Consider the following 21,048-nt stretch of genomic DNA (forward strand, 5'->3'; position numbering starts at 1 on the left):
AATAAAAAGGTGAGCGCAATGCTCACCTTTTTGATCCGTCTCAGAAAGAGATTAGAACGCGTAGTTAAAGTTAGTACCGAACAGCCAGGCTTTCCCTTCAGATTCAAACTGATAAGGGCCTTCATTAATTTTCACGCTCTGACCATGCATATAAGAGACGCCAACGTCGACAGACGCATCTTTGTTAAAGGCGTAAGTCGTACCGGCGCTCAGCCAGAAACGGTCCTGGTCCGGAATAGAGATAGAACGGTTTTGCGCTGGTACCGGGCTGTCATCGAAGGCGATACCGGTACGGAACGTCCAGTTGTCATCGTAGTAATAGGTGGTACCCAACGCAATGCGATAAGCGTCTTTAAAGCCTTCATGCTTCTCAAAGAGCGTATCGCCGGCGGTCGATTTTGCCTTCAATTCCTGGAACTGGCTCCAGCTGGTATAGGCCAGGCTATAGTGGATGGCCCACTGTGGCGCCACACGGTTATAACCGGACACTTCCCACATTTCCGGCAGATTCAGCGTCAGGTAGCCTGACTGCGTCGCGCCGCCGGTTGCCGTTGGGATAGGCAGGTTAAATCGGTTTATAGCGATGGGAAGATCGCTACTGTAGTTGCCTTTAAAGTCAATTTTGACTTCCGAGCGGTAGGTCAGCGCGTAGCGGTTATTTTTATCCAGTTCATAAAGGATACCGGCATTCCAGCCAAAGCCCCACTGATTACCGTTCAGGTGGGCAATCTTGGTGTCGCTGGGAATCTGACCCGCGACCGGCGCCAGCGCCGGATTCTGTGCCGCGACCAACTGGCCTAAATCGCCCGCAAAACGTTCGATTTTCGCACGCGCGTATACCGCATCAAAGCCGAGGCCGAAGCTCCAGGCCTCATTTAAGCGATAAGCGCCGCTTAAATTCAGGTTCATGGTTTCAAGATCGGTCGTACCGCCTACCGAGCCGCCGGCGTATGTGTCGTTAAACTCTGTCGCCAGACCATAGTTAGAGGTAATAGAAGCCCCCCAGCCAAACTGATCGTTAATCGGCGCGACAAAATGGACGTTCGGCACCCAGGCCGTCGGCGCGATGTTATCCGCATCTAACGTCCGACGAGATGGCGATGTCCCGCTAATATTAACATCAGGATCAATATAAACCGCGCCCGCTGAAAACGTCGGGCGGTCAAACATGGTAATTAACGCCGGGTTGCGGCTAACGTTACCCGCATCATCTGCGATTGCGCCTTCACCCGAATAGGCCCGGCCAAGGCCAGAGGAAGAAAATTCGTTTAACTGAAAGCCTGCAGACCAGGCCTGGGTGGAGATGATTGCCACTGCGACTGCGAGAGCAGACTTTGTAAACAGGGTTTTCTGGCTCATGACCATAACCTCATTGATTATTTTTATACAAACTATGTTACATGCTGTAACAGGAGCGCGAAGTGTAGGGTCTGCGGTACGACTTAGAAATCAGACCAGTGGCGAGAGTATAGGTCTGACCAGCTAGAATGTTGCAAGTATGTTTATAAGTTTTTTCAATTGTGATCTTAGAAACGAGATCTGGCTGGCAAAATCGGCGGGCTTAACGGTCACCCGATCGCGCGATTTTTGTTTTAGATCATTTTTAAGTGTGATTTCGGTCACTTAACGCGTTTCCCACCATTAACGACTGGAGAGGCGAATGCCGGGAGCGTAAAATATCCCCATCGTTTATCTGGCACCCTGGGTGCAAATACAGAGGAAATCTACAATGAGTAAATGCAGTGCTGATGAAACCCCGGTTTGCTGCTGTATGGACGTTGGAACCATCATGGACAACTCCGATTGCACCGCGTCATACAGCCGCGTATTCGCTACCCGCGCAGAGGCTGAAGAGACGCTGGCGGCGTTAACCGAAAAAGCGCGTAGCGTGGAGTCTGAACCTTGCCAAATTACGCCAACCTTTACCGAGGAATCCGAAGGCGTTCGTCTGGATATTGATTTTGTTTTCGCCTGCGAAGCAGAAACGCTGATCTTCCAGCTCGGCCTGCGTTAATCCGTTCATTCACGACGCCTCCGTCATCATCTGGCGGAGGCGTTTTCTTTTTTTGTCGCTTCCCTTCACTGTGCCTTAGCTCCCACTTTCTTTTCTCTCTGCTTGGCTAAATGTAAAAAATTGGTTAAGACTGTGATCAGGTCAGACCACTAATTTATTTTTTTACAGGGGAGTACTATGCGTCAGGCTTTACCGTTGGTCACCCGCCAGGGCGATCGCATTGCTATTGTCAGTGGGTTACGAACCCCCTTCGCTCGTCAGGCCACTGCATTTCATGGTATTCCCGCTGTTGATCTCGGCAAGATGGTGGTAGGCGAGCTGCTGGCGCGCAGTGAAATTCCAGCCGATGCCATTGAGCAACTGGTTTTTGGTCAGGTAGTACAAATGCCGGAAGCGCCCAACATTGCGCGCGAAATTGTGCTGGGTACGGGGATGAATGTTCATACCGATGCCTATAGCGTAAGCCGCGCCTGCGCCACCAGTTTTCAGGCGGTAGCGAATGTGGCGGAAAGCCTGATGGCCGGCACGATACGCGCCGGTATCGCTGGCGGCGCAGATTCGTCGTCGGTACTGCCAATAGGCGTGAGTAAAGCCCTGGCGCGGGTGCTGGTTGATGTCAATAAAGCCCGGACGACCCGCCAACGGCTGACGATTTTTTCTCGTCTGCGCTTACGCGACCTGCTGCCCGTTCCTCCCGCCGTTGCTGAGTATTCCACCGGTCTGCGCATGGGCGATACCGCCGAACAGATGGCGAAAACGTATGGTATTACACGTGAACAGCAGGACGCGCTGGCGCATCGTTCACATCAGCGCGCCGCGCAGGCATGGGCGGAGGGTAAACTGGCGGAAGAAGTGATGACGACCTATGTGCCGCCGTATAAAAACCCCTTTGCAGAAGACAACAACATTCGCGGCGCCTCCACGCTGGCGGACTACGCTAAACTGCGTCCCGCTTTTGACAGAAAACATGGCTCTGTGACCGCCGCCAATAGTACACCGCTGACCGACGGCGCTGCCGCCGTTATTCTGATGACCGAATCCCGCGCTAAAGAGCTGGGGCTGCGCCCGCTTGGTTATCTGCGCAGCTACGCCTTTACCGCTATTGATGTCTGGCAGGACATGCTATTGGGGCCGGCCTGGTCAACGCCGCTGGCGCTGGAGCGGGCCGGGTTGACGATGGCCGATCTGACGCTTTTTGACATGCATGAAGCGTTTGCCGCTCAGACTCTGGCGAACTTACAACTGCTGGGCAGCGAACGATTTTCCCGTGAGGTGCTTGGTCGTGCGCAGGCGACAGGGGAGGTAGATGACGCTAAATTCAACGTGCTCGGCGGCTCAATCGCCTACGGGCATCCTTTTGCCGCAACGGGCGCGCGGATGATAACCCAAACGTTGCATGAATTACGGCGTCGGGGCGGAGGTTTTGGCCTGGTCACGGCCTGCGCGGCTGGCGGTCTTGGCGCGGCGATGGTTCTGGAGGCGGAATAATGACTACCACATCAGCTTTTATGCTTAACGTGCGTCTGGATAATGTCGCGGTTGTCGCTATTGATGTCCCTGGAGAAAAGGTGAACACCCTGAAAGCGGAGTTTGCCGCGCAGGTACGCGCCATCCTGAAGCAGATCAGGGAAAATAAAGCGTTGCAGGGCGTTGTTTTTATCTCAGCCAAAGCAGATAACTTTATTGCTGGCGCTGATATCAACATGATAGGCCACTGCCAAAACGCGCAGGAAGCGGAAACGCTGGCGCGTCAGGGACAGCAACTGATGGCGGAGATCCAGGCGTTGCCTGTTCCGGTCATCGCCGCCATTCACGGCGCCTGTCTGGGGGGCGGCCTTGAAATGGCGCTGGCCTGCCATCGGCGCATCTGTACCGATGACGTTAAAACCGTTCTCGGACTGCCGGAGGTACAGTTAGGGCTTTTACCGGGATCGGGCGGAACGCAGCGTCTTCCACGGCTGGTGGGGGTCAGTACCGCGCTGGATATGATCCTGACAGGTAAACAGCTTCGCGCCAGACAGGCGCTTAAAGCCGGGCTGGTTGATGATGTGGTGCCGCAAACCATTTTACTGGAAGCAGCTGTCGAGCTGGCTAAAAAAGAACGCCTGGCGCAGCGGACATTACCGGTCCGTGAACGTATCCTGGCGGGGCCGCTGGGGCGCGCGCTGTTATTTCGCCTGGTGCGTAAAAAGACGGCGCAAAAAACGCAGGGTAATTATCCGGCGACGGAGCGGATCATTGATGTGATTGAAACCGGACTGGCGCAGGGCAGCAGTAGCGGCTATGACGCGGAAGCGCGCGCTTTCGGCGAGCTGGCGATGACGCCGCAATCGCAGGCGCTGCGCGCTGTTTTCTTTGCCAGTACCGAGGTGAAAAAAGATCCCGGTAGCGATGCGCCGCCCGGCCCGCTGAACAGCGTGGGCATCTTAGGCGGCGGGTTAATGGGCGGCGGTATCGCCTGGGTTACGGCCTGTAAAGGCGGCTTGCCAGTACGAATTAAGGATATAAATACTCAGGGGATCAATCATGCTCTGAAATACAGCTGGGATCTGCTTGAAACAAAAGTACGCCGCCGCCATATCAAAGCCAGCGAACGCGATAAACAGTTGGCGTTGATATCAGGTTCTACCGATTACCGTGGTTTCAGTCATCGTGATCTGGTCATTGAAGCGGTGTTTGAAGATCTGCCGTTAAAACAACAGATGGTGGCGGAAGTGGAGCAAAATTGCGCTGCTCACACCATTTTTGCCTCCAATACTTCTTCCCTGCCGATTGGCGATATTGCGGCGAATGCGGCCAGACCGGAACAGGTGATTGGATTGCACTTTTTTAGCCCGGTCGAAAAAATGCCGCTGGTTGAGGTCATTCCTCACGCGTCTACTTCCGCGCAGACCATCGCCACGACCGTTAAGCTGGCGAAAAAACAGGGTAAAACCCCGATAGTCGTCAGCGATAAAGCCGGGTTTTATGTTAACCGAATTCTTGCGCCATATATCAATGAGGCGATTCGGATGCTGACTGAAGGCGAACGCGTCGAACATATTGACGCCGCCCTGGTAAAATTTGGTTTTCCGGTGGGGCCAATCCAACTTTTGGATGAGGTAGGAATCGACACGGGCACTAAAATTATTCCTGTGCTTGAGGCGGCGTATGGAGAACGTTTTAGCGCGCCTGCAAATGTTGTTGCTTCAATTTTGAATGACGATCGCAAAGGTAGAAAAAATGGTCGCGGTTTCTATCTTTATGGCGAAAAAGGGCGTAAAAGCAAAAAACAGGTTGACCCTGCTATTTATAAGCTTATTGGCGTGCAAGGGCAGAGTCGACTGTCTGCGCAGCAGGTGGCAGAGCGCTGTGTCATGTTAATGCTTAACGAAGCGGCGCGCTGTTTCGACGAAAAAGTGATTCGCAGCGCGCGCGATGGCGATATCGGCGCCGTGTTTGGTATCGGTTTTCCGCCGTTTCTCGGTGGCCCGTTCCGCTATATGGATGCTCTCGGGCCGGGTGAAATGGTGGCGACATTACAGCGCCTGGCCGCACTTTACGGTCCTCGTTACGCGCCTTGTGAACAATTAGTGCGCATGGCGGAGCGCAGGGAGCATTTCTGGACGAATGGGGAAACTGACCAGGGAAATTGAGGTCAAAGAGAATATGAATCCGCACTGAATGCCTCCTTAGTGGCGAAATAATAATCAAGGATTGACTATACTTACGCCATTGAGGTAAAAAACAGCGTTTCATTCAGTGAATGGATAAGGCACAATGCCGGCCACCGCATTTTTGCCGCAGCCAATAGGGGCATGTGGTAAGCGTGTTGGTGAAACTGGTTAACAAAAGCGGTGCAATATGCAAGTTTTTATCATGCGTCACGGCGACGCAGCCCTCGATGCCGCCAGTGATTCGGTTCGTCCCTTGACCCCTTGTGGGTGTGACGAGTCTCGCCTGATGGCGAACTGGCTGAAAGGTCAAAAAGTGGATATCGAACGTGTTCTGGTGAGTCCGTTTCTTCGGGCCGAACAGACGTTAGATGTGGTCGGCGATTGTATGAATCTGCCGGCTCAGGTGGATGTCCTGCCGGAGCTAACGCCCTGTGGCGATGTCGGTCTGGTCAGCGCCTACCTCCAGGCGCTGGCCAATGAAGAGATCGGATCGGTGCTGGTGATCTCTCACTTACCTCTGGTCGGATACCTGGTATCTGAGCTTTGTCCGGGCGAAACGCCGCCGATGTTCACGACGTCCGCAATTGCCAACGTTACGCTTGATGTAAGCGGCAAGGGGACATTCAACTGGCAAATGAGTCCCTGCAATCTGAAAATGGCGAAAGCGATTTAATCTTTGCTGCCTGATGGCGCTTCGCTTATCAGGCCTACGACAGCGCTGGCTGTTCGTAGGCTGGATAAGGCGCTTGCGCCGCCATCCGGCAATTCCGCATCAGGGTAATTCGGGCGGTTGCCACTCTTCCACTTCAATCAACACCAGCAGCGCGGCGTCGCCGCCGTACTCTTTCGGCGCCTGATGAAAGGCCATCACATGCGGATGCTGCGCCAGCCATAACGGCGTTTGCTGTTTCAGAATATGTTTACCGTGTCCATGCATGACGCAGGCGCAAAAAATATGTTCCCGGCGGCAGGCGGCAATCAGCGCCCCCAGTTCCTGCTTGGCCTGAAGCTGCGTTAAGCCGTGTAAATCCAGAAACAGTTCTGGCGAATAGTCGCCGCGGCGCATTTTTTTTAGCTCGAAATGGCTGACATCTTCACGGACATACTTTACCGGCCCTTCCGTATTGAGCAGCGGCTGGAACTCATCGGAAAAATAGTGGCTGGCGTCCGCCTGTTCCTGAATTAACCTTCGGGTAGGGACTTCCGTGATTTTCTTGCGCAGTGGCCGATGGACGATAGTATCCTGTTTAATCTTTCGGGTGCCGACCATCAGCTGACGGAACAGCGCCTGGTCCTCCTCGCTGAGCGATGTTTTCTTTTTCATTCGTGGGTCTCGTCTGATCTTTTGCCTTAGTTTACCCGACCCGGAGGATATCCGAACGGTCAAAACGGATTTTTCGTATTCTCCCGCCGCGTCAATGCTGATTTATCCCTGTCTTCGTGGCAAACTAGCCGCCGAATTTAATGCGAGCATGCCCTGGAGGAATACGTGGATAAAATTTTCGTCGATGAAGCAGTAAGTGAACTGCATACCATTCAGGACATGTTGCGCTGGGCGGTAAGCCGCTTTAGCGCGGCGAATATCTGGTATGGACACGGTACCGATAACCCGTGGGATGAAGCGGTACAACTGGTGTTGCCGTCTCTTTATCTGCCGCTGGATATTCCGGAGGATATGCGGACCGCGCGGCTGACGTCCAGCGAAAAACACCGCATTGTCGAGCGAGTGATTCGTCGCATTAACGAGCGTATCCCGGTCGCCTACCTGACCAATAAAGCCTGGTTCTGCGGCCACGAATTTTATGTCGATGAGCGCGTGCTGGTGCCGCGTTCGCCGATTGGCGAGCTGATTAATAACCGCTTCGCCGGCCTTATTAGCCAACAGCCGAAATATATTCTGGATATGTGTACCGGTAGCGGCTGCATCGCCATCGCCTGTGCTTATGCTTTCCCGGACGCAGAGGTTGATGCGGTCGATATTTCGCCGGATGCGCTGGCTGTCGCCGAGCATAACATTGAAGAACACGGTCTTATCCATCACGTGACGCCAATCCGTTCCGATCTGTTCCGCGATCTGCCGAAAGTTCAGTACGATCTGATAGTCACTAACCCGCCCTATGTCGATGCGGAGGATATGTCCGATCTGCCGAACGAATATCGCCACGAACCTGAGCTGGGGCTGGCGTCCGGCACTGACGGCCTCAAATTGACCCGTCGTATCCTGGGAAATGCGCCGGATTATCTGTCCGATGACGGCGTTCTGATTTGTGAAGTCGGAAACAGCATGGTACATCTGATGGAGCAGTATCCGAATGTGCCGTTCACCTGGCTGGAGTTTGACAACGGCGGCGATGGCGTCTTTATGTTGACCAAAGCGCAGTTGCTCGCGGCCCGTGAACATTTCAACATTTATAAAGATTAAAACACGCAAACGACAACAACGATAACGGAGCCGTGATGGCAGGAAACACAATTGGACAACTCTTTCGCGTAACCACTTTCGGCGAATCACACGGGCTGGCGCTTGGGTGTATCGTCGATGGCGTGCCGCCCGGCATCCCGTTAACGGAGGCCGATCTGCAGCACGATCTCGACAGACGCCGCCCCGGCACCTCGCGCTATACTACCCAGCGCCGCGAACCGGACCAGGTAAAAATTCTCTCCGGCGTGTTTGATGGCGTGACGACCGGCACCAGCATTGGCCTGCTGATTGAAAACACCGATCAGCGCTCGCAGGACTACAGCGCGATTAAAGATGTTTTTCGTCCGGGACACGCGGATTACACCTATGAGCAGAAATACGGCCTGCGCGATTACCGTGGCGGTGGACGTTCTTCCGCGCGTGAAACCGCGATGCGCGTAGCGGCAGGGGCGATTGCCAAGAAATACCTGGCGGAAAAGTTCGGCATCGAAATCCGCGGCTGCCTGACCCAGATGGGCGACATTCCGCTGGAGATTAAAGACTGGCGTCAGGTTGAGCTTAATCCGTTCTTTTGTCCCGATGCGGACAAACTTGACGCGCTGGACGAACTGATGCGCGCGCTGAAAAAAGAGGGTGACTCCATCGGCGCGAAAGTGACGGTGATGGCGAGCGGCGTGCCGGCAGGGCTTGGCGAACCGGTATTTGACCGACTGGATGCGGACATCGCCCATGCGCTGATGAGCATTAATGCGGTGAAAGGCGTGGAGATCGGCGAAGGATTTAACGTGGTGGCGCTGCGCGGCAGCCAGAATCGAGATGAAATCACGGCGCAGGGTTTTCAGAGCAACCACGCTGGCGGCATCCTCGGTGGCATCAGTAGCGGGCAACACATTGTGGCGCATATGGCGCTGAAACCTACCTCCAGCATTACCGTGCCGGGACGTACGATCAACCGGATGGGTGAAGAAGTCGAGATGATCACCAAAGGGCGCCACGATCCGTGTGTGGGGATTCGCGCAGTGCCGATCGCAGAAGCCATGCTGGCGATCGTGCTGATGGATCACCTGCTGCGCCATCGGGCACAGAATGCGGATGTAAAGACAGAGATTCCACGTTGGTAAGAAATGAAAAAAACCGCGATTGCGCTGCTGGCATGGTTTGTCAGTAGCGCCAGCCTGGCGGCGACGCCGTGGCAGAAAATAACTCATCCTGTCCCCGGCGCCGCACAGTCTATCGGTAGCTTTGCCAACGGATGCATCATTGGCGCCGACACGTTGCCGGTACAGTCCGATAATTATCAGGTGATGCGCACCGATCAGCGCCGTTATTTCGGCCACCCGGATCTGGTCATGTTTATCCAGCGGTTGAGTCATCAGGCGCAGCAACGGGGGCTCGGAACCGTCCTGATAGGCGACATGGGGATGCCTGCCGGAGGCCGCTTTAATGGCGGACACGCCAGTCATCAGACCGGGCTTGATGTGGATATTTTCTTGCAGTTGCCGAAAACGCGCTGGAGCCAGGCGCAGCTATTGCGCCCGCAGGCGTTAGATCTGGTGTCCCGCGACGGTAAACATGTCGTGCCGTCGCGCTGGTCGTCGGATATCGCCAGTCTGATCAAACTGGCGGCACAAGACAATGACGTCACCCGTATTTTCGTCAACCCGGCTATTAAACAACAGCTTTGCCTCGATGCCGGAAGCGATCGTGACTGGCTACGTAAAGTACGCCCCTGGTTCCAGCATCGCGCGCATATGCACGTGCGTTTACGCTGCCCTGCCGACAGCCTGGAGTGCGAAGATCAACCTTTACCTCCGCCGGGCGATGGATGCGGCGCTGAACTGCAAAGCTGGTTCGAACCGCCAAAACCTGGCACCACAAAGCCTGAGAAGAAGATACCGCCGCCGTTGCCGCCTTCCTGCCAGGCGCTACTGGATGAGCATGTACTCTGATGGACAATTTTTATGATCTGTTTATGGTCTCCCCGCTGCTGCTGGTGGTGCTGTTTTTTGTCGCCGTACTGGCAGGATTTATCGATTCTATCGCCGGGGGCGGAGGGCTGCTCACTATCCCTGCGCTGATGGCCGCCGGGATGTCGCCGGCAAACGCGCTGGCGACCAATAAATTACAGGCGTGCGGCGGCTCCCTCTCGTCTTCGCTCTATTTTATTCGCCGTAAAGTGGTAAACCTGGCCGAGCAAAAGCTCAATATTCTGATGACGTTCATTGGCTCGATGAGCGGCGCGCTGCTGGTGCAGCACGTGCAGGCGGATATTTTGCGCCAGATCTTGCCCATCCTGGTGATTTTCATCGGCCTCTATTTTTTATTGATGCCGAAGCTGGGCGAGGAAGATCGCCAGCGCCGCCTGTATGGATTACCGTTCGCGCTGATAGCCGGGGGATGCGTCGGGTTTTACGACGGCTTTTTCGGGCCTGCCGCCGGGTCGTTTTACGCTCTGGCGTTTGTCACCTTATGTGGCTATAACCTGGCGAAATCCACGGCACATGCCAAAGTGCTTAACGCTACCTCCAACGTTGGCGGCCTGCTGTTATTTATCATCGGCGGCAAAGTGATCTGGGCGACGGGCTTCGTGATGCTGGTTGGTCAGTTTTTAGGGGCGCGAATGGGGTCGCGTCTGGTGTTGAGCAAAGGCCAAAAGCTTATCAGACCGATGATCGTTATTGTCTCGGCGGTGATGAGCGCCAGGTTACTTTATGATAGCCACGGACAGGAGATCCTCCACTGGTTGGGGATGAACTAATGAACAATACGCACCATTACGAACAGTTAATTGAGATTTTTAACGGCTGCTTTGCCGAAGAATTTAATACCCGTCTGATTAAAGGCGACGACGAACCGATCTATCTTCCTGCTGACGCGCAGGTACCGTACCACCGCATCGTCTTTGCGCATGGGTTTTACGCCAGCGCGCTGCATGAGATTTCTCACTGGTGTATCGCCGGTAAGGCGCGCCGCGAACTGGTTGACTTTGGTTACTGGTACTGCCCGGATGGACGCGACGCGCAGACCCAAAGTCAATTTGAAGACGTTGAGGTGAAGCCACAGGCTTTCGACTGGTTGTTTTGCGTGGCGGCGGGGTATCCCTTTAACGTCAGTTGCGACAATCTGGAAGGCGATATTGAGCCGGATCGCGTGGCGTTTCAGCGCCGGGTTCATGCGCAGGTAATGGCGTATCTGGAGCAGGGCATTCCTGAACGTCCGGCCCGCTTCATCAAAGCGCTACAGAATTACTATCACACGCCCGAACTTAAGGCGGAACAGTTCCCGTGGCCGGAAGCGCTTAATTAAAGCCAGCGCCACGTTTACAATGAGGAAAGAAGATGATCGCGGAGTTTGAATCACGCATTCTGGCATTAATTGACGATATGGTAGAGCACGCCAGCGACGATGAGCTTTTTGCCAGTGGATACCTGCGTGGCCACTTGACGTTAGCCATTGCCGAGCTGGAGAGCGGTGATGACCACTCCGTCGAGGCGGTCTATGCCAACGTTAGCCAAAGTCTGGAAAAAGCGATCGGCGCCGGCGAACTGTCGCCGCGCGATCAGGCGTTAGTCAAAGCGATGTGGGACAATTTGTTCGACAAGGCAAAACAATAACGCCGTGGGCCGGAAGGCGACGCTTGCCGCCTTCCGCTATTGACTGACCCATTACTTCACCGCTTTTCCCTTCAATAACTTTCTCACCCATAACCGATTCGGATTTAACGCCGCCAGCGTACCGGCATCCAGTGGAATCGGCTCGTTACTCATCTGCGCCGCCAGAATTTCTGCGCATAATGGCGCTGAGCACAAACCGCGCGATCCCAGCGCGCCGAGCATAAATAAACCCGGATAGACAGGCGCAGGCGCCGCCGACGTTTTATTATCGGCTAAATCGGCGTAATGCGTCAGCGTGGCGTGGTAATCCGGGACATTGCCCACCATCGGCAGATGGTCGCGGGTGGCGCAACGCACGCCGCAACGGGCGCTATTGCCGCTAACATCAACCTCTGTGGCCCAGTTCGCATCCGGAAAACAGTCAAGCAGACGTTGTCGGTTCTGACGCTGATCTTCTTCGCGCCAGACGGTGCTTTCGTCACCCCGGTGATAGCTGGCGCCAATACAGTGCTGCTGATTATGCGGATTTTGCGGCGTCAGATAGCCGTCGTAGCATAACACCTGACGCAACGCCGAGAGGGCGGGGGTGGTGGGAATATGACTGACCTGCCCCCCGACGGCATACACCGGCAGCGGCCGGGTCTGATCAAAACGGTTAATCTGATGGCCGTTCGCCAGGACGACGGTCTCATGGCTGGCGGTTTCACCTGACGTAAAGCGCAGTTGCCAGCGCGACTCCTGCGCAACGAGCGACGTGAGCGTATGGCGAAAGCGCGTTTGTAAACCCTGTTCGGTCGCCAGTGCGATGACTGCGCGAGTTAATTGTTCCGGGCACAGCCAGCCGCCTGCCGGATAGGTAATTCCTCCGCAGCGTGTCGTCACGCCAACCGCCTGTTCCGCCTCTTCGGCATTGAGCGCCGAGGCCAGTCCGGCGGGCAGCGCCAGGGACAGCATCTGGGCAATTTTCTGCTGGCTTTTCTCATCCCATCCGAGCTGCGTCACGCCGCACCAGTCATGATCAAAAGAGACGGGCAGGGCATCATACAGGCGACGGGCAAAGGTGAATGCGGTCGGGAAAAAGCGATTAATGGCGGCGTCATGTTTGCTAAGGAGCGGATAAAGCGCGCCCTGTCGATTACCGGAAGCGCCCTGGGCGGGCTGATCATCTGCGCAATAGAGCGTCACCTGCCAGCCGCGACGCAGTAACGCCAGTGATAACAGCGCGCTGGCGATGCCGCCGCCAATGATCGCCGTTTCACGTTTTTCGCTTCCGCTGCGGTAAAACCAGGGCGCGGAAAGGGTCGGCATGAGGTGTTGTTCCATCACTCCGCAAAGCATCTCGCGTTTACGTCCGAAGCCTTTGCGTTTTTGCATGGTAAAACCGGCTTCCTGTAATCCCCGACGGACGAAACCTGCCGAGGTAAACGTCGCCAGCGTTGCGCCGGGCCGCGCCAGCCGCGCCATCGCGTTAAACAGGTTTGGCGTCCACATATCCGGATTTTTCGCCGGGGCAAAACCGTCGAGGAACCAGGCGTCGACTGTTTGATTCAGCGTGGCGTCCAGTTGGTCGGTCAATTCATTAATATCGCCAAACCACAAATCCAGCGTCACCCGGCCCCGATCCAGCAATAGGCGGTGGCACCCCGGGAGCGGCAGCGGCCATTGCGCCTGCAGCTGCTCTGCCCAGGGCGCGAGCTCCGGCCAGTGTTGGTGCGCCAGCGCCAGATCGTCGCGCGTTAACGGGAATTTCTCAAAACTGATGAAATGTAACCTTTGCAGCGTCGCCTGTGGGTGCGCAGAACGAAAGCTGTCAAACGCCTGCCACAGCGTCAGGAAGTTAAGTCCGGTGCCAAAACCGCTTTCCGCGACTATAAATAATGGATGTGAATGTACGGGAAATCGCTCCGCAAGACGATTGCCGCCAAGAAAAACGTAGCGTGTCTCTTCGAGTCCATTGTCATTAGAAAAATAGACATCATCAAAATCTCGGGAAACAGGTGTACCCTCAGCGTTAAATTCGAGTGTGGCGGGTTGTATGGCGTATTGTTTCACGTAAGTTACTCGTCTGACGGGCGGTATCGCGATCTTAACGATGTGTGCCTGACGGCGCAAATTTCCGTACTAAATGGCTGATCGGACTTGTTCGGCGTACAAGTGTACGCTATTGTGCCAATCGAAACTTAAAAATAGTGCGAATTACAGAGGTATTGAATGAAACGTGCAGTGATTACTGGCCTGGGCATCGTTTCCAGCATCGGTAATAACCAGCAGGAAGTCCTGGCATCTCTGCGTGAAGGACGTTCAGGGATCACTTTCTCTCAGGAGCTGAAGGACGCCGGCATGCGTAGCCAGGTATGGGGCAACGTAAAACTGGATACCACTGGCCTCATTGACCGCAAAGTCGTGCGCTTTATGAGCGACGCCTCCATCTATGCTTATCTGTCTATGGAGCAGGCAGTGGCCGACGCCGGTCTGGCGCCGGAAGTCTATCAGAATAACCCGCGTGTCGGCCTGATTGCAGGTTCCGGCGGCGGCTCCCCGAAATTCCAGGTCTTTGGCGCAGACGCCATGCGTAGCCCGCGTGGTCTGAAAGCCGTGGGCCCGTATGTGGTGACGAAAGCAATGGCATCCGGCGTTTCCGCCTGCCTCGCTACGCCGTTTAAAATTTATGGCGTGAACTACTCCATTAGCTCCGCTTGCGCGACCTCCGCACACTGTATCGGCAATGCGGTTGAACAGATCCAACTGGGCAAACAGGACATCGTTTTTGCTGGCGGCGGCGAAGAGCTGTGCTGGGAAATGGCCTGTGAGTTCGATGCGATGGGCGCACTGTCCACCAAATATAACGATACGCCTGAAAAAGCGTCCCGTACCTATGATGCGCACCGTGATGGGTTTGTCATCGCGGGCGGTGGCGGTATGGTTGTTGTCGAAGAGCTGGAACACGCTCTGGCGCGCGGCGCGCATATCTATGCGGAAATCGTCGGTTACGGCGCAACATCCGATGGCGCAGACATGGTTGCTCCGTCTGGCGAAGGCGCAGTACGTTGCATGCAGATGGCGATGCACGGCGTAGACACGCCGATCGACTACCTGAACTCTCACGGTACCTCTACTCCGGTAGGCGACGTGAAAGAACTCGGTGCAATCCGTGAAGTGTTTGGCGATAACAGCCCGGCAATTTCTGCAACCAAAGCGATGACCGGCCACTCGCTGGGTGCCGCAGGCGTGCAGGAAGCTATCTACTCTCTGCTGATGCTGGAGCACGGTTTTATCGCGCCGAGTATCAACATCGAAGAGCTGGATGAGCAGGCTGCGGGTCTGAACATCGTGACCGAAACCACCGAGCGTGAACTGACTACCGTAATGTCTAACAGCTTCGGTTTTGGCGGCACCAACGCCACGCTGGTGATGCGTAAGTTGTAAGCCTGACTATTACGTTGTAGTATCAATAATGAAACAGGTCGCTAATGCGACCTGTTTTTTCATTCAGGGAACAACAAATTATATGGATATTCTATAAATGCCAACTAATACATTAGATAAAATTAGGCATAGTTTGAGTTGTGTGGCTGTTTTATTTGGTTTGCTTGGCATTTTTGTTTTTGCCTCATTTTCGCCTTCCTATGTCTGGCTTTATTTGGGAGGTCTGGCTGCGCCTTTTATATATAGTATTGTTTTTGTCTATGCGATTGCCGCCTGGAGTATTTATTCAAAGTATTACCCGTTTTTATCATTGGGCCGCTTATCATTTGTGGAATGTTTTTTTCCGGCGCTGGCCCTGGTGTGCCTTACCGTTCTCTACAATGCTTTTAGTGGCCCGGAACCCTGGATGGCCGAGTTATCAAGGCAATTTTTTCTTCATAAATTTCTTAACACGCTGGCGATGTGCTTTCTGGCTCCTGTGGCGGAGGAAATTATATTCAGAGGGTTTTTATTAAACAGCAGTATCGGTTGGGGTCGGTACTCAAGAGTTTCCGGTATTATTATTACCTCACTCGCTTTTGCATTTATGCATACACAATATCTCTTTGCGGTGACTTTTGTTTATCTGTTTGTTTTTTCATCGATATTATGCGTTGTTCGAATGAGAAGTCGAGGGTTAATGATACCGATAATACTTCATATTTTAAATAATGCCTGGGTCATTTTCGGCTTACTGTTTTCAGCGACGGAATAAGAGCCTGATGCAAGAGGCGCTTTAACCTCTTCGGTACGAACAAGAGACCGATGGCGGTTTCCTTTTTTAATGCTTCTTATATTCCGGCGCGACTTTCGTTGACCAGGCCTCAGTCTGGGTGATGGCGCCTGCGTCATAAATCGGCTGTTCATAACCCTTATCAGCATCCCGAACGCGGTAAATTTTCCAGCGTCCCTCTTCCCAACGGGTATAAACTTCCAGGTGGATGGGTGTTGACTCTGTAGCCAACAGAACATCCACTTTTTCTCCGCCGAGGAAAGGGTGTGCCTTCCCAACCCGTAACTGTGGAATCCACTCTGGCGCATAGTCCTGCGCATACATAAAATAATCTGCCCCCACAATCTCCTGTTCATAAAGGGACTGTATTAGCGCCAGGCGATGAATAACCTCTTTAGCAACGTAACGTTGCATTAAGGCGGTGGTGTCGTCAGGGGTATTCACATCGTTCGTGAACGTCGTCATCCATGAGGTATAGAACTGCTTCACGGCCTGCGTACTGTCGTGATGAGGCGCAGAGCAACTACAAAGCAACAGGATAAGCGCGACAAGGGAGAACGTTTTCATTAATTCTTCCTGTAGATGGTATATGAGGGCCTGGCTGCCCGGTAGCCCGGGCCGGCCCACATATCGCGTTGTTTAAAATCTGAATACCACTCTGTGCCATCGTATATCGCCATGTGACCGCTCGGGTTTCCGCCAGCGTAAGGTTGAATAATGATGACGTCACCCTCGCGCGGCATTTCATAGGTACCAATAGCGGTGAATCCGGCGCTTCTTAACATTGGGCCATAATCTTTCGCATGATATGTATGCCCCAGCGTGATACCGCCCGCCTGAATTGCCTTTCGGGTAAATTCCGCACACCGGCCTGACGAGAAAGATCTCTGAGCGTAATACCTCTTTTTTCAAGTGCACTTTTAATATCTGCACGATGCTAGTCCTGGCTTTTTGGTTCCATTCTGTAATCCTAAGAAGATGTGTTATCGGCACCGATATTTTTAAGGTAAAAATTAGCGCGAGAAAAAGAAAGTTACTTTCTTTTTCACTCTGAGAATAGTGCCAGAAAGAAAGCAAAATTTCGCGAAAAAGAAGAAATATTTTTATTTCATCAGGAGAAAGGAAAGAAACCGATGGCAAAGGAATGGTTCACGGTTAAGGAATGTCTTGGCTTACCGGGGTTTCCGGGAAGCGAGCCTGCGGTTCGCGAACGTTTGTATAAGTACAGCGAAGGGAAAGAGGGTGTCAGGCGTAAGCGTGTTAAATCAAAGGCCGAGGAGTTTCATATATCTGTTTTCCCTCTTTATGTTCATCGTTATCTTGACGACAGCGGAGAGGAACCGACGCCAGAACCCATTTCCTTACAGGAAGCGGAGCCTGAAGATATCCAGGAGATGATGTTCAGGTTACTGACGCCAGAACAGCGCAAGCAGGTGACCGGACGGTTTAAGGTGAGAGGGATGAAAGCGGTCTTTCCCTTTCTGTTTGATGACACGCCGCCACGTTGATAGCCTGGCTGCAATTTCAAGGTTGACAAGTTTCGCGTCTCACAGGCAGACTTCACTTTCTACATTATCCTTCCGATAATGCGTAAGCGTTTAACGTTATCCAACGCACCTTAATCCTGACGTTCAGGTAGAGGGGGGCGTGGCCTTTCCCCGCCTTACTCTGCATTCTGGAGTAATGCATGACAGCAGTTAGCCAAAAAACAACGACCCCGTCTGCGAATTTTTCGCTGTTCCGCATCGCCTTTGCGGTTTTCCTGACCTATATGACGGTCGGCCTGCCGTTACCCGTCATCCCGCTTTTTGTCCATCACGAACTGGGCTATAGCAATACGATGGTTGGGATCGCCGTGGGCATTCAGTTTTTTGCGACGGTACTGACGCGCGGCTATGCCGGACGGCTGGCGGATCAATATGGCGCTAAACGATCGGCGTTACAGGGGATGTTTGCCTGCGGGCTGGCGGGCGCCGCCTGGCTCCTGGCCGCGCTGTTGCCGGTTTCCGCGCCGGTAAAATTCGCGCTGCTTATTGTCGGGCGTTTGATCCTCGGATTTGGCGAAAGTCAGCTGCTGACCGGAACCCTGACCTGGGGACTGGGGCTGGTTGGCCCAACGCGTTCCGGTAAGGTGATGTCGTGGAACGGAATGGCGATTTACGGCGCGCTGGCGGCCGGTGCGCCGTTGGGCTTGCTGATCCATAGCCACTTTGGCTTCGCGGCGCTGGCGGGGACGACGATGGTTTTACCGCTGCTGGCCTGGGCATTCAACGGCACCGTGCGTAAAGTGCCTGCGTATACGGGGGAGCGACCTTCACTGTGGAGCGTGGTCGGGCTTATCTGGAAACCGGGCCTGGGCCTGGCATTGCAGGGCGTGGGCTTTGCCGTCATCGGTACGTTTATTTCACTTTATTTTGTCAGCAATGGCTGGACGATGGCGGGATTCACCCTGACCGCGTTTGGCGGTGCGTTTGTACTGATGCGCATATTGTTCGGTTGGATGCCGGACCGCTTTGGCGGCGTGAAGGTCGCCGTTGTCTCATTGCTGGTTGAGACGGCAGGGTTGCTGCTCTTGTGGCTGGCGCCGACGGCCTGGATAGCGCTGGTAGGCGCGGCGCTCACCGGGGCTGGGTGTTCACTGATTTTCCCGGCGCTGGGCGTGGAGGTTGTGAAACGCGTACCTGCACAGGTACGCGGTACGGCGCTCGGCGGTTACGCCGCGTTTCAGGATATCTCCTACGGCGTTACCGGCCCGCTGGCGGGCGTGCTGGCCACGTCATGCGGCTATCCTTCCGTATTCCTCGCGGGAGCGATCTCCGCGGTGGTTGGCATCCTGGTGACGATATTATCGTTCCGGCGTGGTTAAGAAACCAGCCAGAAAAGCGCCAGTACAATTATTAGCGCGATAAACAACAGGCCTGGCCGCGCAGACAGATTTTTCACGGTTTCAATCATCGGCGCGAACGGGCGGTAGATGGGTTGAATAGAGAGCGGTTCCAGCTCATCCGCCTCCCGCTCTACGCGACGCAGGAAAATATGGTTAAGTAAATCCTGTACCTGGGCGGTGGTCAGCACCGTTTGCGGCTGAATTTGATAGGTGTGTTGGGCATACTCTTTGATCGCTGTGAGTTCGTCCGGTTCCAGCGGTTGTTTTAACGCAGCTTGCAGCGTATGTAGCGTAGGCGCGTGTTGTAGTGACAGCGTCTGCCGCGCCTGTAGCCATGTCGCCAGATGAGTAAACTGTTTTGCCGGAATGAGCTCGCCGCTTTTCACGCCGGAGAGTTCCAGCATTGATTGCCAGATAAGTTTGTTTGACTCGCCGGTCGCGGCCGCCAGCTTCGTCACCAACTGATTCAACGTATTATGTTCAGCAGGCAATAATGGCCGATCCGTTGCCGGACGTTGCTGCGGCTGCGGAATGGAAAGCTGCCCCTGTTGCAGGAGCGTCAGCACGTTTTTGAGTTGATCGGGCGTAAGCTGGCTAAGCGCGGTTTGACCGTATTGCTGACGGATAAAATCGCTGACGGCCTGACGATTATTCCCGACGCCAAGCAGCTCTGTTAGCTGTGAAAGTACCTGACGATTGGCGTGATTTTGCTGCGCTACGCCCAGACGCTGGGTAAGATTCTGTTCAGCGGCGGGGAAGTGGCGCGACAGTAGCGGCGCGTCATTTTTTATCCCCAGATCGTGTTTCATTCCGGCCCATACTTCCGCGCTTTGCTGCTGGGTCAGTGAAATCAGGCGCGTGATCAGCCTTTCCAGTACCGTACGCTGTTGCATGGAAAGCGGCTGCTCGCTCGCAGCGGAAAGAGGATTACGCCCTTCGCCTGGAGGCTGTGCAGGGGCGCCGGAGATGGGATGCATAATTAATTATCCTTTAACCATAAATCTGAGCAATATATGCCTGGCGGCCAGATTATGGCACACTTGTCCGGTTAACTCTCGTTCTCAAACAGGTACGACAGTCGTGAAAATTCTCGTTGATGAAAATATGCCTTACGCCCGCGAATTATTTAGCCGCCTGGGTGAGGTAAAGGCAGTGCCGGGTCGCCCGATCCCCGTTGAAGAATTGAACCATGCCGATGCGTTAATGGTGCGTTCGGTCACGAAAGTGAATGAATCGCTGCTGAGCGGCACGCCGATTAACTTCGTTGGTACTGCTACGGCAGGCACCGATCATGTGGATGAGGCATGGCTGAAGCAGGCGGGCATCGGTTTTTCAGCCGCGCCCGGCTGTAATGCTATCGCCGTGGTGGAGTATGTGTTTTCCGCGCTGTTGATGCTGGCCGAACGTGACGGCTTTTCGTTACGCGATCGCACTATAGGGATTGTCGGCGTGGGTAACGTCGGAAGCCGGCTACAGACCAGGCTTGAAGCGTTGGGTATCCGCACGTTGCTGTGCGATCCGCCACGCGCCGCACGCGGGGACGAGGGTGATTTTCGTACGCTGGATGAGCTGGTGCAGGAAGCGGATGTCCTGACTTTCCATACGCCGCTCTATAAAGACGGACCGTACAAAACGCTGCATCTGGCCGATGAGACGCTGATCCGTCGACTGAAACCCGGCGCCATTCTCATTAACGCCTGCCGCGGCCCGGTGGTGGATAACGCCGCGTTGCTGGCGCGACTTAATGCCGGGCAGCCGCTGAGCGTGGTGCTTGATGTGTGGGAGGGCGAACCGGATCTTAACGTCGCGCTACTGGAAGCCGTGGATATCGGCACGTCGCATATTGCCGGCTATACGCTGGAAGGCAAAGCGCGCGGCACCACCCAGGTCTTTGAGGCGTATAGCGCGTTTATTGGCCGCGAGCAGCATGTCGCGCTGGAGACATTACTGCCTGCACCTGAGTTTGGTCGTATTACGCTTCATGGCCCGCTGGATCAACCGACGCTGAAAAGACTGGCGCATTTGGTGTATGATGTGCGCCGCGACGATGCGCCGCTGCGTAAAGTCGCTGGAATTCCGGGTGAATTTGATAAATTGCGTAAAAATTATCTTGAGCGCCGTGAATGGTCGTCTTTATACGTGATGTGTGACGACGAAACGGCAGCCGCCTTGCTGTGTAAGCTAGGTTTTAACGCTGTTCATCACCCGGCACATTAATGTCTTCTTAATGCTCCCTGTCGAATAATGCGACAGGGAC

At 54.4% G+C, this 21,048-nt stretch carries 20 protein-coding genes and 2 pseudogenes; 15 read left to right on the plus strand and 7 right to left on the minus strand.

Translation table 11 applies throughout. The features are described from left to right. Positions 1 to 51: 51 nt before the first annotated feature. Positions 52 to 1,359 (minus strand): long-chain fatty acid transporter FadL, encoded by a 1,308-nt coding sequence (gene fadL / locus ABVN36_RS19845; protein ID WP_001518618.1) that lies wholly within the window; start codon positions 1,357 to 1,359, stop codon positions 52 to 54. A 370-nt stretch (positions 1,360 to 1,729) separates the two neighbouring features. On the opposite strand from fadL, the gene ABVN36_RS19850 reads away from it, so the two are divergent. The 4 genes from ABVN36_RS19850 to sixA all read left to right on the plus strand — a co-directional run bounded on the left by ABVN36_RS19850 (position 1,730) and on the right by sixA (position 6,343). Then, positions 1,730 to 2,014, plus strand: a complete 285-nt coding sequence (locus ABVN36_RS19850; protein ID WP_000030904.1) for a YfcZ/YiiS family protein — start codon at positions 1,730 to 1,732, stop codon at positions 2,012 to 2,014. A 177-nt stretch (positions 2,015 to 2,191) separates the two neighbouring features. Then, on the plus strand, positions 2,192 to 3,502 hold the full coding sequence (gene fadI / locus ABVN36_RS19855; protein ID WP_023138701.1) for an acetyl-CoA C-acyltransferase FadI: 1,311 nt from the start codon (positions 2,192 to 2,194) through the stop codon (positions 3,500 to 3,502). Further along, positions 3,502 to 5,649: a fatty acid oxidation complex subunit alpha FadJ gene (gene fadJ, locus ABVN36_RS19860; RefSeq protein ID WP_000214145.1), complete on the plus strand. Its 2,148-nt coding sequence runs from the start codon at positions 3,502 to 3,504 to the stop codon at positions 5,647 to 5,649. Before fadI ends, fadJ begins: the two co-directional genes overlap by 1 nt. 208 nt (positions 5,650 to 5,857) lie before the next feature. Continuing rightward, positions 5,858 to 6,343 carry a phosphohistidine phosphatase SixA gene (gene sixA / locus ABVN36_RS19865; protein ID WP_001195801.1) on the plus strand — a complete coding sequence of 162 codons (486 nt, stop codon included), beginning with the start codon at positions 5,858 to 5,860 and terminating at the stop codon, positions 6,341 to 6,343. A 99-nt stretch (positions 6,344 to 6,442) separates the two neighbouring features. Here sixA and smrB read toward each other — a convergent pair whose 3' ends face one another. Beyond that, positions 6,443 to 6,994, minus strand: coding sequence for an endonuclease SmrB (smrB, locus tag ABVN36_RS19870; protein WP_000730794.1), 552 nt, complete (start codon positions 6,992 to 6,994; stop codon positions 6,443 to 6,445). A 165-nt stretch (positions 6,995 to 7,159) separates the two neighbouring features. On the opposite strand from smrB, the gene prmB reads away from it, so the two are divergent. The 6 genes from prmB to ABVN36_RS19900 are packed head-to-tail and all read left to right on the plus strand — an operon-like array spanning position 7,160 to position 11,706. Continuing rightward, positions 7,160 to 8,092 (plus strand): 50S ribosomal protein L3 N(5)-glutamine methyltransferase, encoded by a 933-nt coding sequence (gene prmB / locus ABVN36_RS19875; RefSeq protein ID WP_001537978.1) that lies wholly within the window; start codon positions 7,160 to 7,162, stop codon positions 8,090 to 8,092. A 35-nt stretch (positions 8,093 to 8,127) separates the two neighbouring features. Further along, positions 8,128 to 9,213, plus strand: a complete 1,086-nt coding sequence (gene aroC / locus ABVN36_RS19880) for a chorismate synthase (protein ID WP_000918457.1) — start codon at positions 8,128 to 8,130, stop codon at positions 9,211 to 9,213. A 3-nt stretch (positions 9,214 to 9,216) separates the two neighbouring features. Continuing rightward, positions 9,217 to 10,041, plus strand: a complete 825-nt coding sequence (gene mepA, locus ABVN36_RS19885; protein ID WP_023138700.1) for a penicillin-insensitive murein endopeptidase — start codon at positions 9,217 to 9,219, stop codon at positions 10,039 to 10,041. Further along, positions 10,041 to 10,850 (plus strand): sulfite exporter TauE/SafE family protein, encoded by an 810-nt coding sequence (locus tag ABVN36_RS19890; RefSeq protein WP_000368599.1) that lies wholly within the window; start codon positions 10,041 to 10,043, stop codon positions 10,848 to 10,850. Before mepA ends, ABVN36_RS19890 begins: the two co-directional genes overlap by 1 nt. Next, positions 10,850 to 11,398: an elongation factor P hydroxylase gene (locus tag ABVN36_RS19895; RefSeq protein WP_001066345.1), complete on the plus strand. Its 549-nt coding sequence runs from the start codon at positions 10,850 to 10,852 to the stop codon at positions 11,396 to 11,398. The genes ABVN36_RS19890 and ABVN36_RS19895 overlap by 1 nt, the downstream gene beginning before the upstream one ends. A gap of 32 nt (positions 11,399 to 11,430) precedes the next feature. Further along, on the plus strand, positions 11,431 to 11,706 hold the full coding sequence (locus ABVN36_RS19900) for a YfcL family protein (RefSeq protein WP_000559749.1): 276 nt from the start codon (positions 11,431 to 11,433) through the stop codon (positions 11,704 to 11,706). 51 nt (positions 11,707 to 11,757) lie between these two features. Here the strand turns inward: ABVN36_RS19900 and mnmC are convergent, their stop codons facing one another. Beyond that, on the minus strand, positions 11,758 to 13,758 hold the full coding sequence (gene mnmC / locus ABVN36_RS19905) for a bifunctional tRNA (5-methylaminomethyl-2-thiouridine)(34)-methyltransferase MnmD/FAD-dependent 5-carboxymethylaminomethyl-2-thiouridine(34) oxidoreductase MnmC (RefSeq protein ID WP_023138699.1): 2,001 nt from the start codon (positions 13,756 to 13,758) through the stop codon (positions 11,758 to 11,760). Positions 13,759 to 13,917: 159 nt separating this feature from the next. On the opposite strand from mnmC, the gene fabB reads away from it, so the two are divergent. Both fabB and ABVN36_RS19915 read left to right on the plus strand, forming a co-directional pair. Beyond that, on the plus strand, positions 13,918 to 15,132 hold the full coding sequence (gene fabB, locus ABVN36_RS19910) for a beta-ketoacyl-ACP synthase I (protein ID WP_000817161.1): 1,215 nt from the start codon (positions 13,918 to 13,920) through the stop codon (positions 15,130 to 15,132). Positions 15,133 to 15,229: 97 nt separating this feature from the next. Beyond that, a complete protein-coding gene (locus tag ABVN36_RS19915; protein WP_033903641.1) occupies positions 15,230 to 15,886 on the plus strand; it encodes a CPBP family intramembrane glutamic endopeptidase in 657 nt (218 codons plus the stop codon). 66 nt (positions 15,887 to 15,952) lie between these two features. On the opposite strand, the gene ABVN36_RS19920 is transcribed toward ABVN36_RS19915, so the two are convergent. From ABVN36_RS19920 to ABVN36_RS19930, 3 genes and pseudogenes are all read right to left on the minus strand, one after another. After that, positions 15,953 to 16,471: a YbjP/YqhG family protein gene (locus ABVN36_RS19920; RefSeq protein WP_023138697.1), complete on the minus strand. Its 519-nt coding sequence runs from the start codon at positions 16,469 to 16,471 to the stop codon at positions 15,953 to 15,955. After that, positions 16,471 to 16,788 (minus strand): annotated as a pseudogene (locus tag ABVN36_RS19925) (hypothetical protein); the annotation flags it as partial. The gene ABVN36_RS19920 and the pseudogene ABVN36_RS19925, both read right to left, overlap by 1 nt. After that, positions 16,734 to 16,865: pseudogene (locus ABVN36_RS19930) on the minus strand (helix-turn-helix domain-containing protein); the annotation flags it as partial. The pseudogenes ABVN36_RS19930 and ABVN36_RS19925, both read right to left, overlap by 55 nt. 172 nt (positions 16,866 to 17,037) lie before the next feature. Here ABVN36_RS19930 and ABVN36_RS19935 point away from each other — a divergent pair. Then, complete coding sequence (locus tag ABVN36_RS19935; RefSeq protein WP_023138696.1) at positions 17,038 to 17,412, plus strand: hypothetical protein; 375 nt, start codon at positions 17,038 to 17,040, stop codon at positions 17,410 to 17,412. Positions 17,413 to 17,591: 179 nt separating this feature from the next. After that, the gene (locus ABVN36_RS19940; RefSeq protein WP_023138695.1) at positions 17,592 to 18,770 is read left to right on the plus strand and encodes an MFS transporter; all 1,179 of its coding nucleotides are present in this window, start codon (positions 17,592 to 17,594) and stop codon (positions 18,768 to 18,770) included. Here ABVN36_RS19940 and flk read toward each other — a convergent pair. Beyond that, a complete protein-coding gene (flk, locus tag ABVN36_RS19945) occupies positions 18,767 to 19,768 on the minus strand; it encodes a flagella biosynthesis regulator Flk (protein WP_000553395.1) in 1,002 nt (333 codons plus the stop codon). The genes ABVN36_RS19940 and flk overlap by 4 nt on opposite strands. 103 nt (positions 19,769 to 19,871) lie before the next feature. Between flk and pdxB the strand changes: the two genes are divergently transcribed. Further along, the gene (gene pdxB / locus ABVN36_RS19950) at positions 19,872 to 21,008 is read left to right on the plus strand and encodes a 4-phosphoerythronate dehydrogenase PdxB (protein ID WP_000699176.1); all 1,137 of its coding nucleotides are present in this window, start codon (positions 19,872 to 19,874) and stop codon (positions 21,006 to 21,008) included. The last annotated feature ends 40 nt before the right edge of the window (positions 21,009 to 21,048 follow it).

Source organism: Salmonella sp. SJTUF15581, from assembly GCF_043356775.1.
GTDB lineage: Bacteria > Pseudomonadota > Gammaproteobacteria > Enterobacterales > Enterobacteriaceae > Salmonella > Salmonella enterica.

Bases quoted from the DNA above. Each gene is read 5' to 3' on its own strand.
- sixA (WP_001195801.1), top strand. From the start codon at position 5,858: ATGCAAGTTTTTATCATGCGTCACGGCGACGCAGCCCTCGATGCCGCC.
- ABVN36_RS19900 (WP_000559749.1), top strand. From the start codon at position 11,431: ATGATCGCGGAGTTTGAATCACGCATTCTGGCATTAATTGACGATATG.
- fadL (WP_001518618.1), bottom strand. From the start codon at position 1,359: ATGAGCCAGAAAACCCTGTTTACAAAGTCTGCTCTCGCAGTCGCAGTG.
- ABVN36_RS19850 (WP_000030904.1), top strand. From the start codon at position 1,730: ATGAGTAAATGCAGTGCTGATGAAACCCCGGTTTGCTGCTGTATGGAC.
- fabB (WP_000817161.1), top strand. From the start codon at position 13,918: ATGAAACGTGCAGTGATTACTGGCCTGGGCATCGTTTCCAGCATCGGT.
- mepA (WP_023138700.1), top strand. From the start codon at position 9,217: ATGAAAAAAACCGCGATTGCGCTGCTGGCATGGTTTGTCAGTAGCGCC.
- ABVN36_RS19940 (WP_023138695.1), top strand. From the start codon at position 17,592: ATGACAGCAGTTAGCCAAAAAACAACGACCCCGTCTGCGAATTTTTCG.
- ABVN36_RS19935 (WP_023138696.1), top strand. From the start codon at position 17,038: ATGGCAAAGGAATGGTTCACGGTTAAGGAATGTCTTGGCTTACCGGGG.
- fadI (WP_023138701.1), top strand. From the start codon at position 2,192: ATGCGTCAGGCTTTACCGTTGGTCACCCGCCAGGGCGATCGCATTGCT.
- fadJ (WP_000214145.1), top strand. From the start codon at position 3,502: ATGACTACCACATCAGCTTTTATGCTTAACGTGCGTCTGGATAATGTC.
- flk (WP_000553395.1), bottom strand. From the start codon at position 19,768: ATGCATCCCATCTCCGGCGCCCCTGCACAGCCTCCAGGCGAAGGGCGT.
- ABVN36_RS19915 (WP_033903641.1), top strand. From the start codon at position 15,230: ATGCCAACTAATACATTAGATAAAATTAGGCATAGTTTGAGTTGTGTG.
- ABVN36_RS19920 (WP_023138697.1), bottom strand. From the start codon at position 16,471: ATGAAAACGTTCTCCCTTGTCGCGCTTATCCTGTTGCTTTGTAGTTGC.
- ABVN36_RS19895 (WP_001066345.1), top strand. From the start codon at position 10,850: ATGAACAATACGCACCATTACGAACAGTTAATTGAGATTTTTAACGGC.
- smrB (WP_000730794.1), bottom strand. From the start codon at position 6,994: ATGAAAAAGAAAACATCGCTCAGCGAGGAGGACCAGGCGCTGTTCCGT.
- ABVN36_RS19890 (WP_000368599.1), top strand. From the start codon at position 10,041: ATGGACAATTTTTATGATCTGTTTATGGTCTCCCCGCTGCTGCTGGTG.
- aroC (WP_000918457.1), top strand. From the start codon at position 8,128: ATGGCAGGAAACACAATTGGACAACTCTTTCGCGTAACCACTTTCGGC.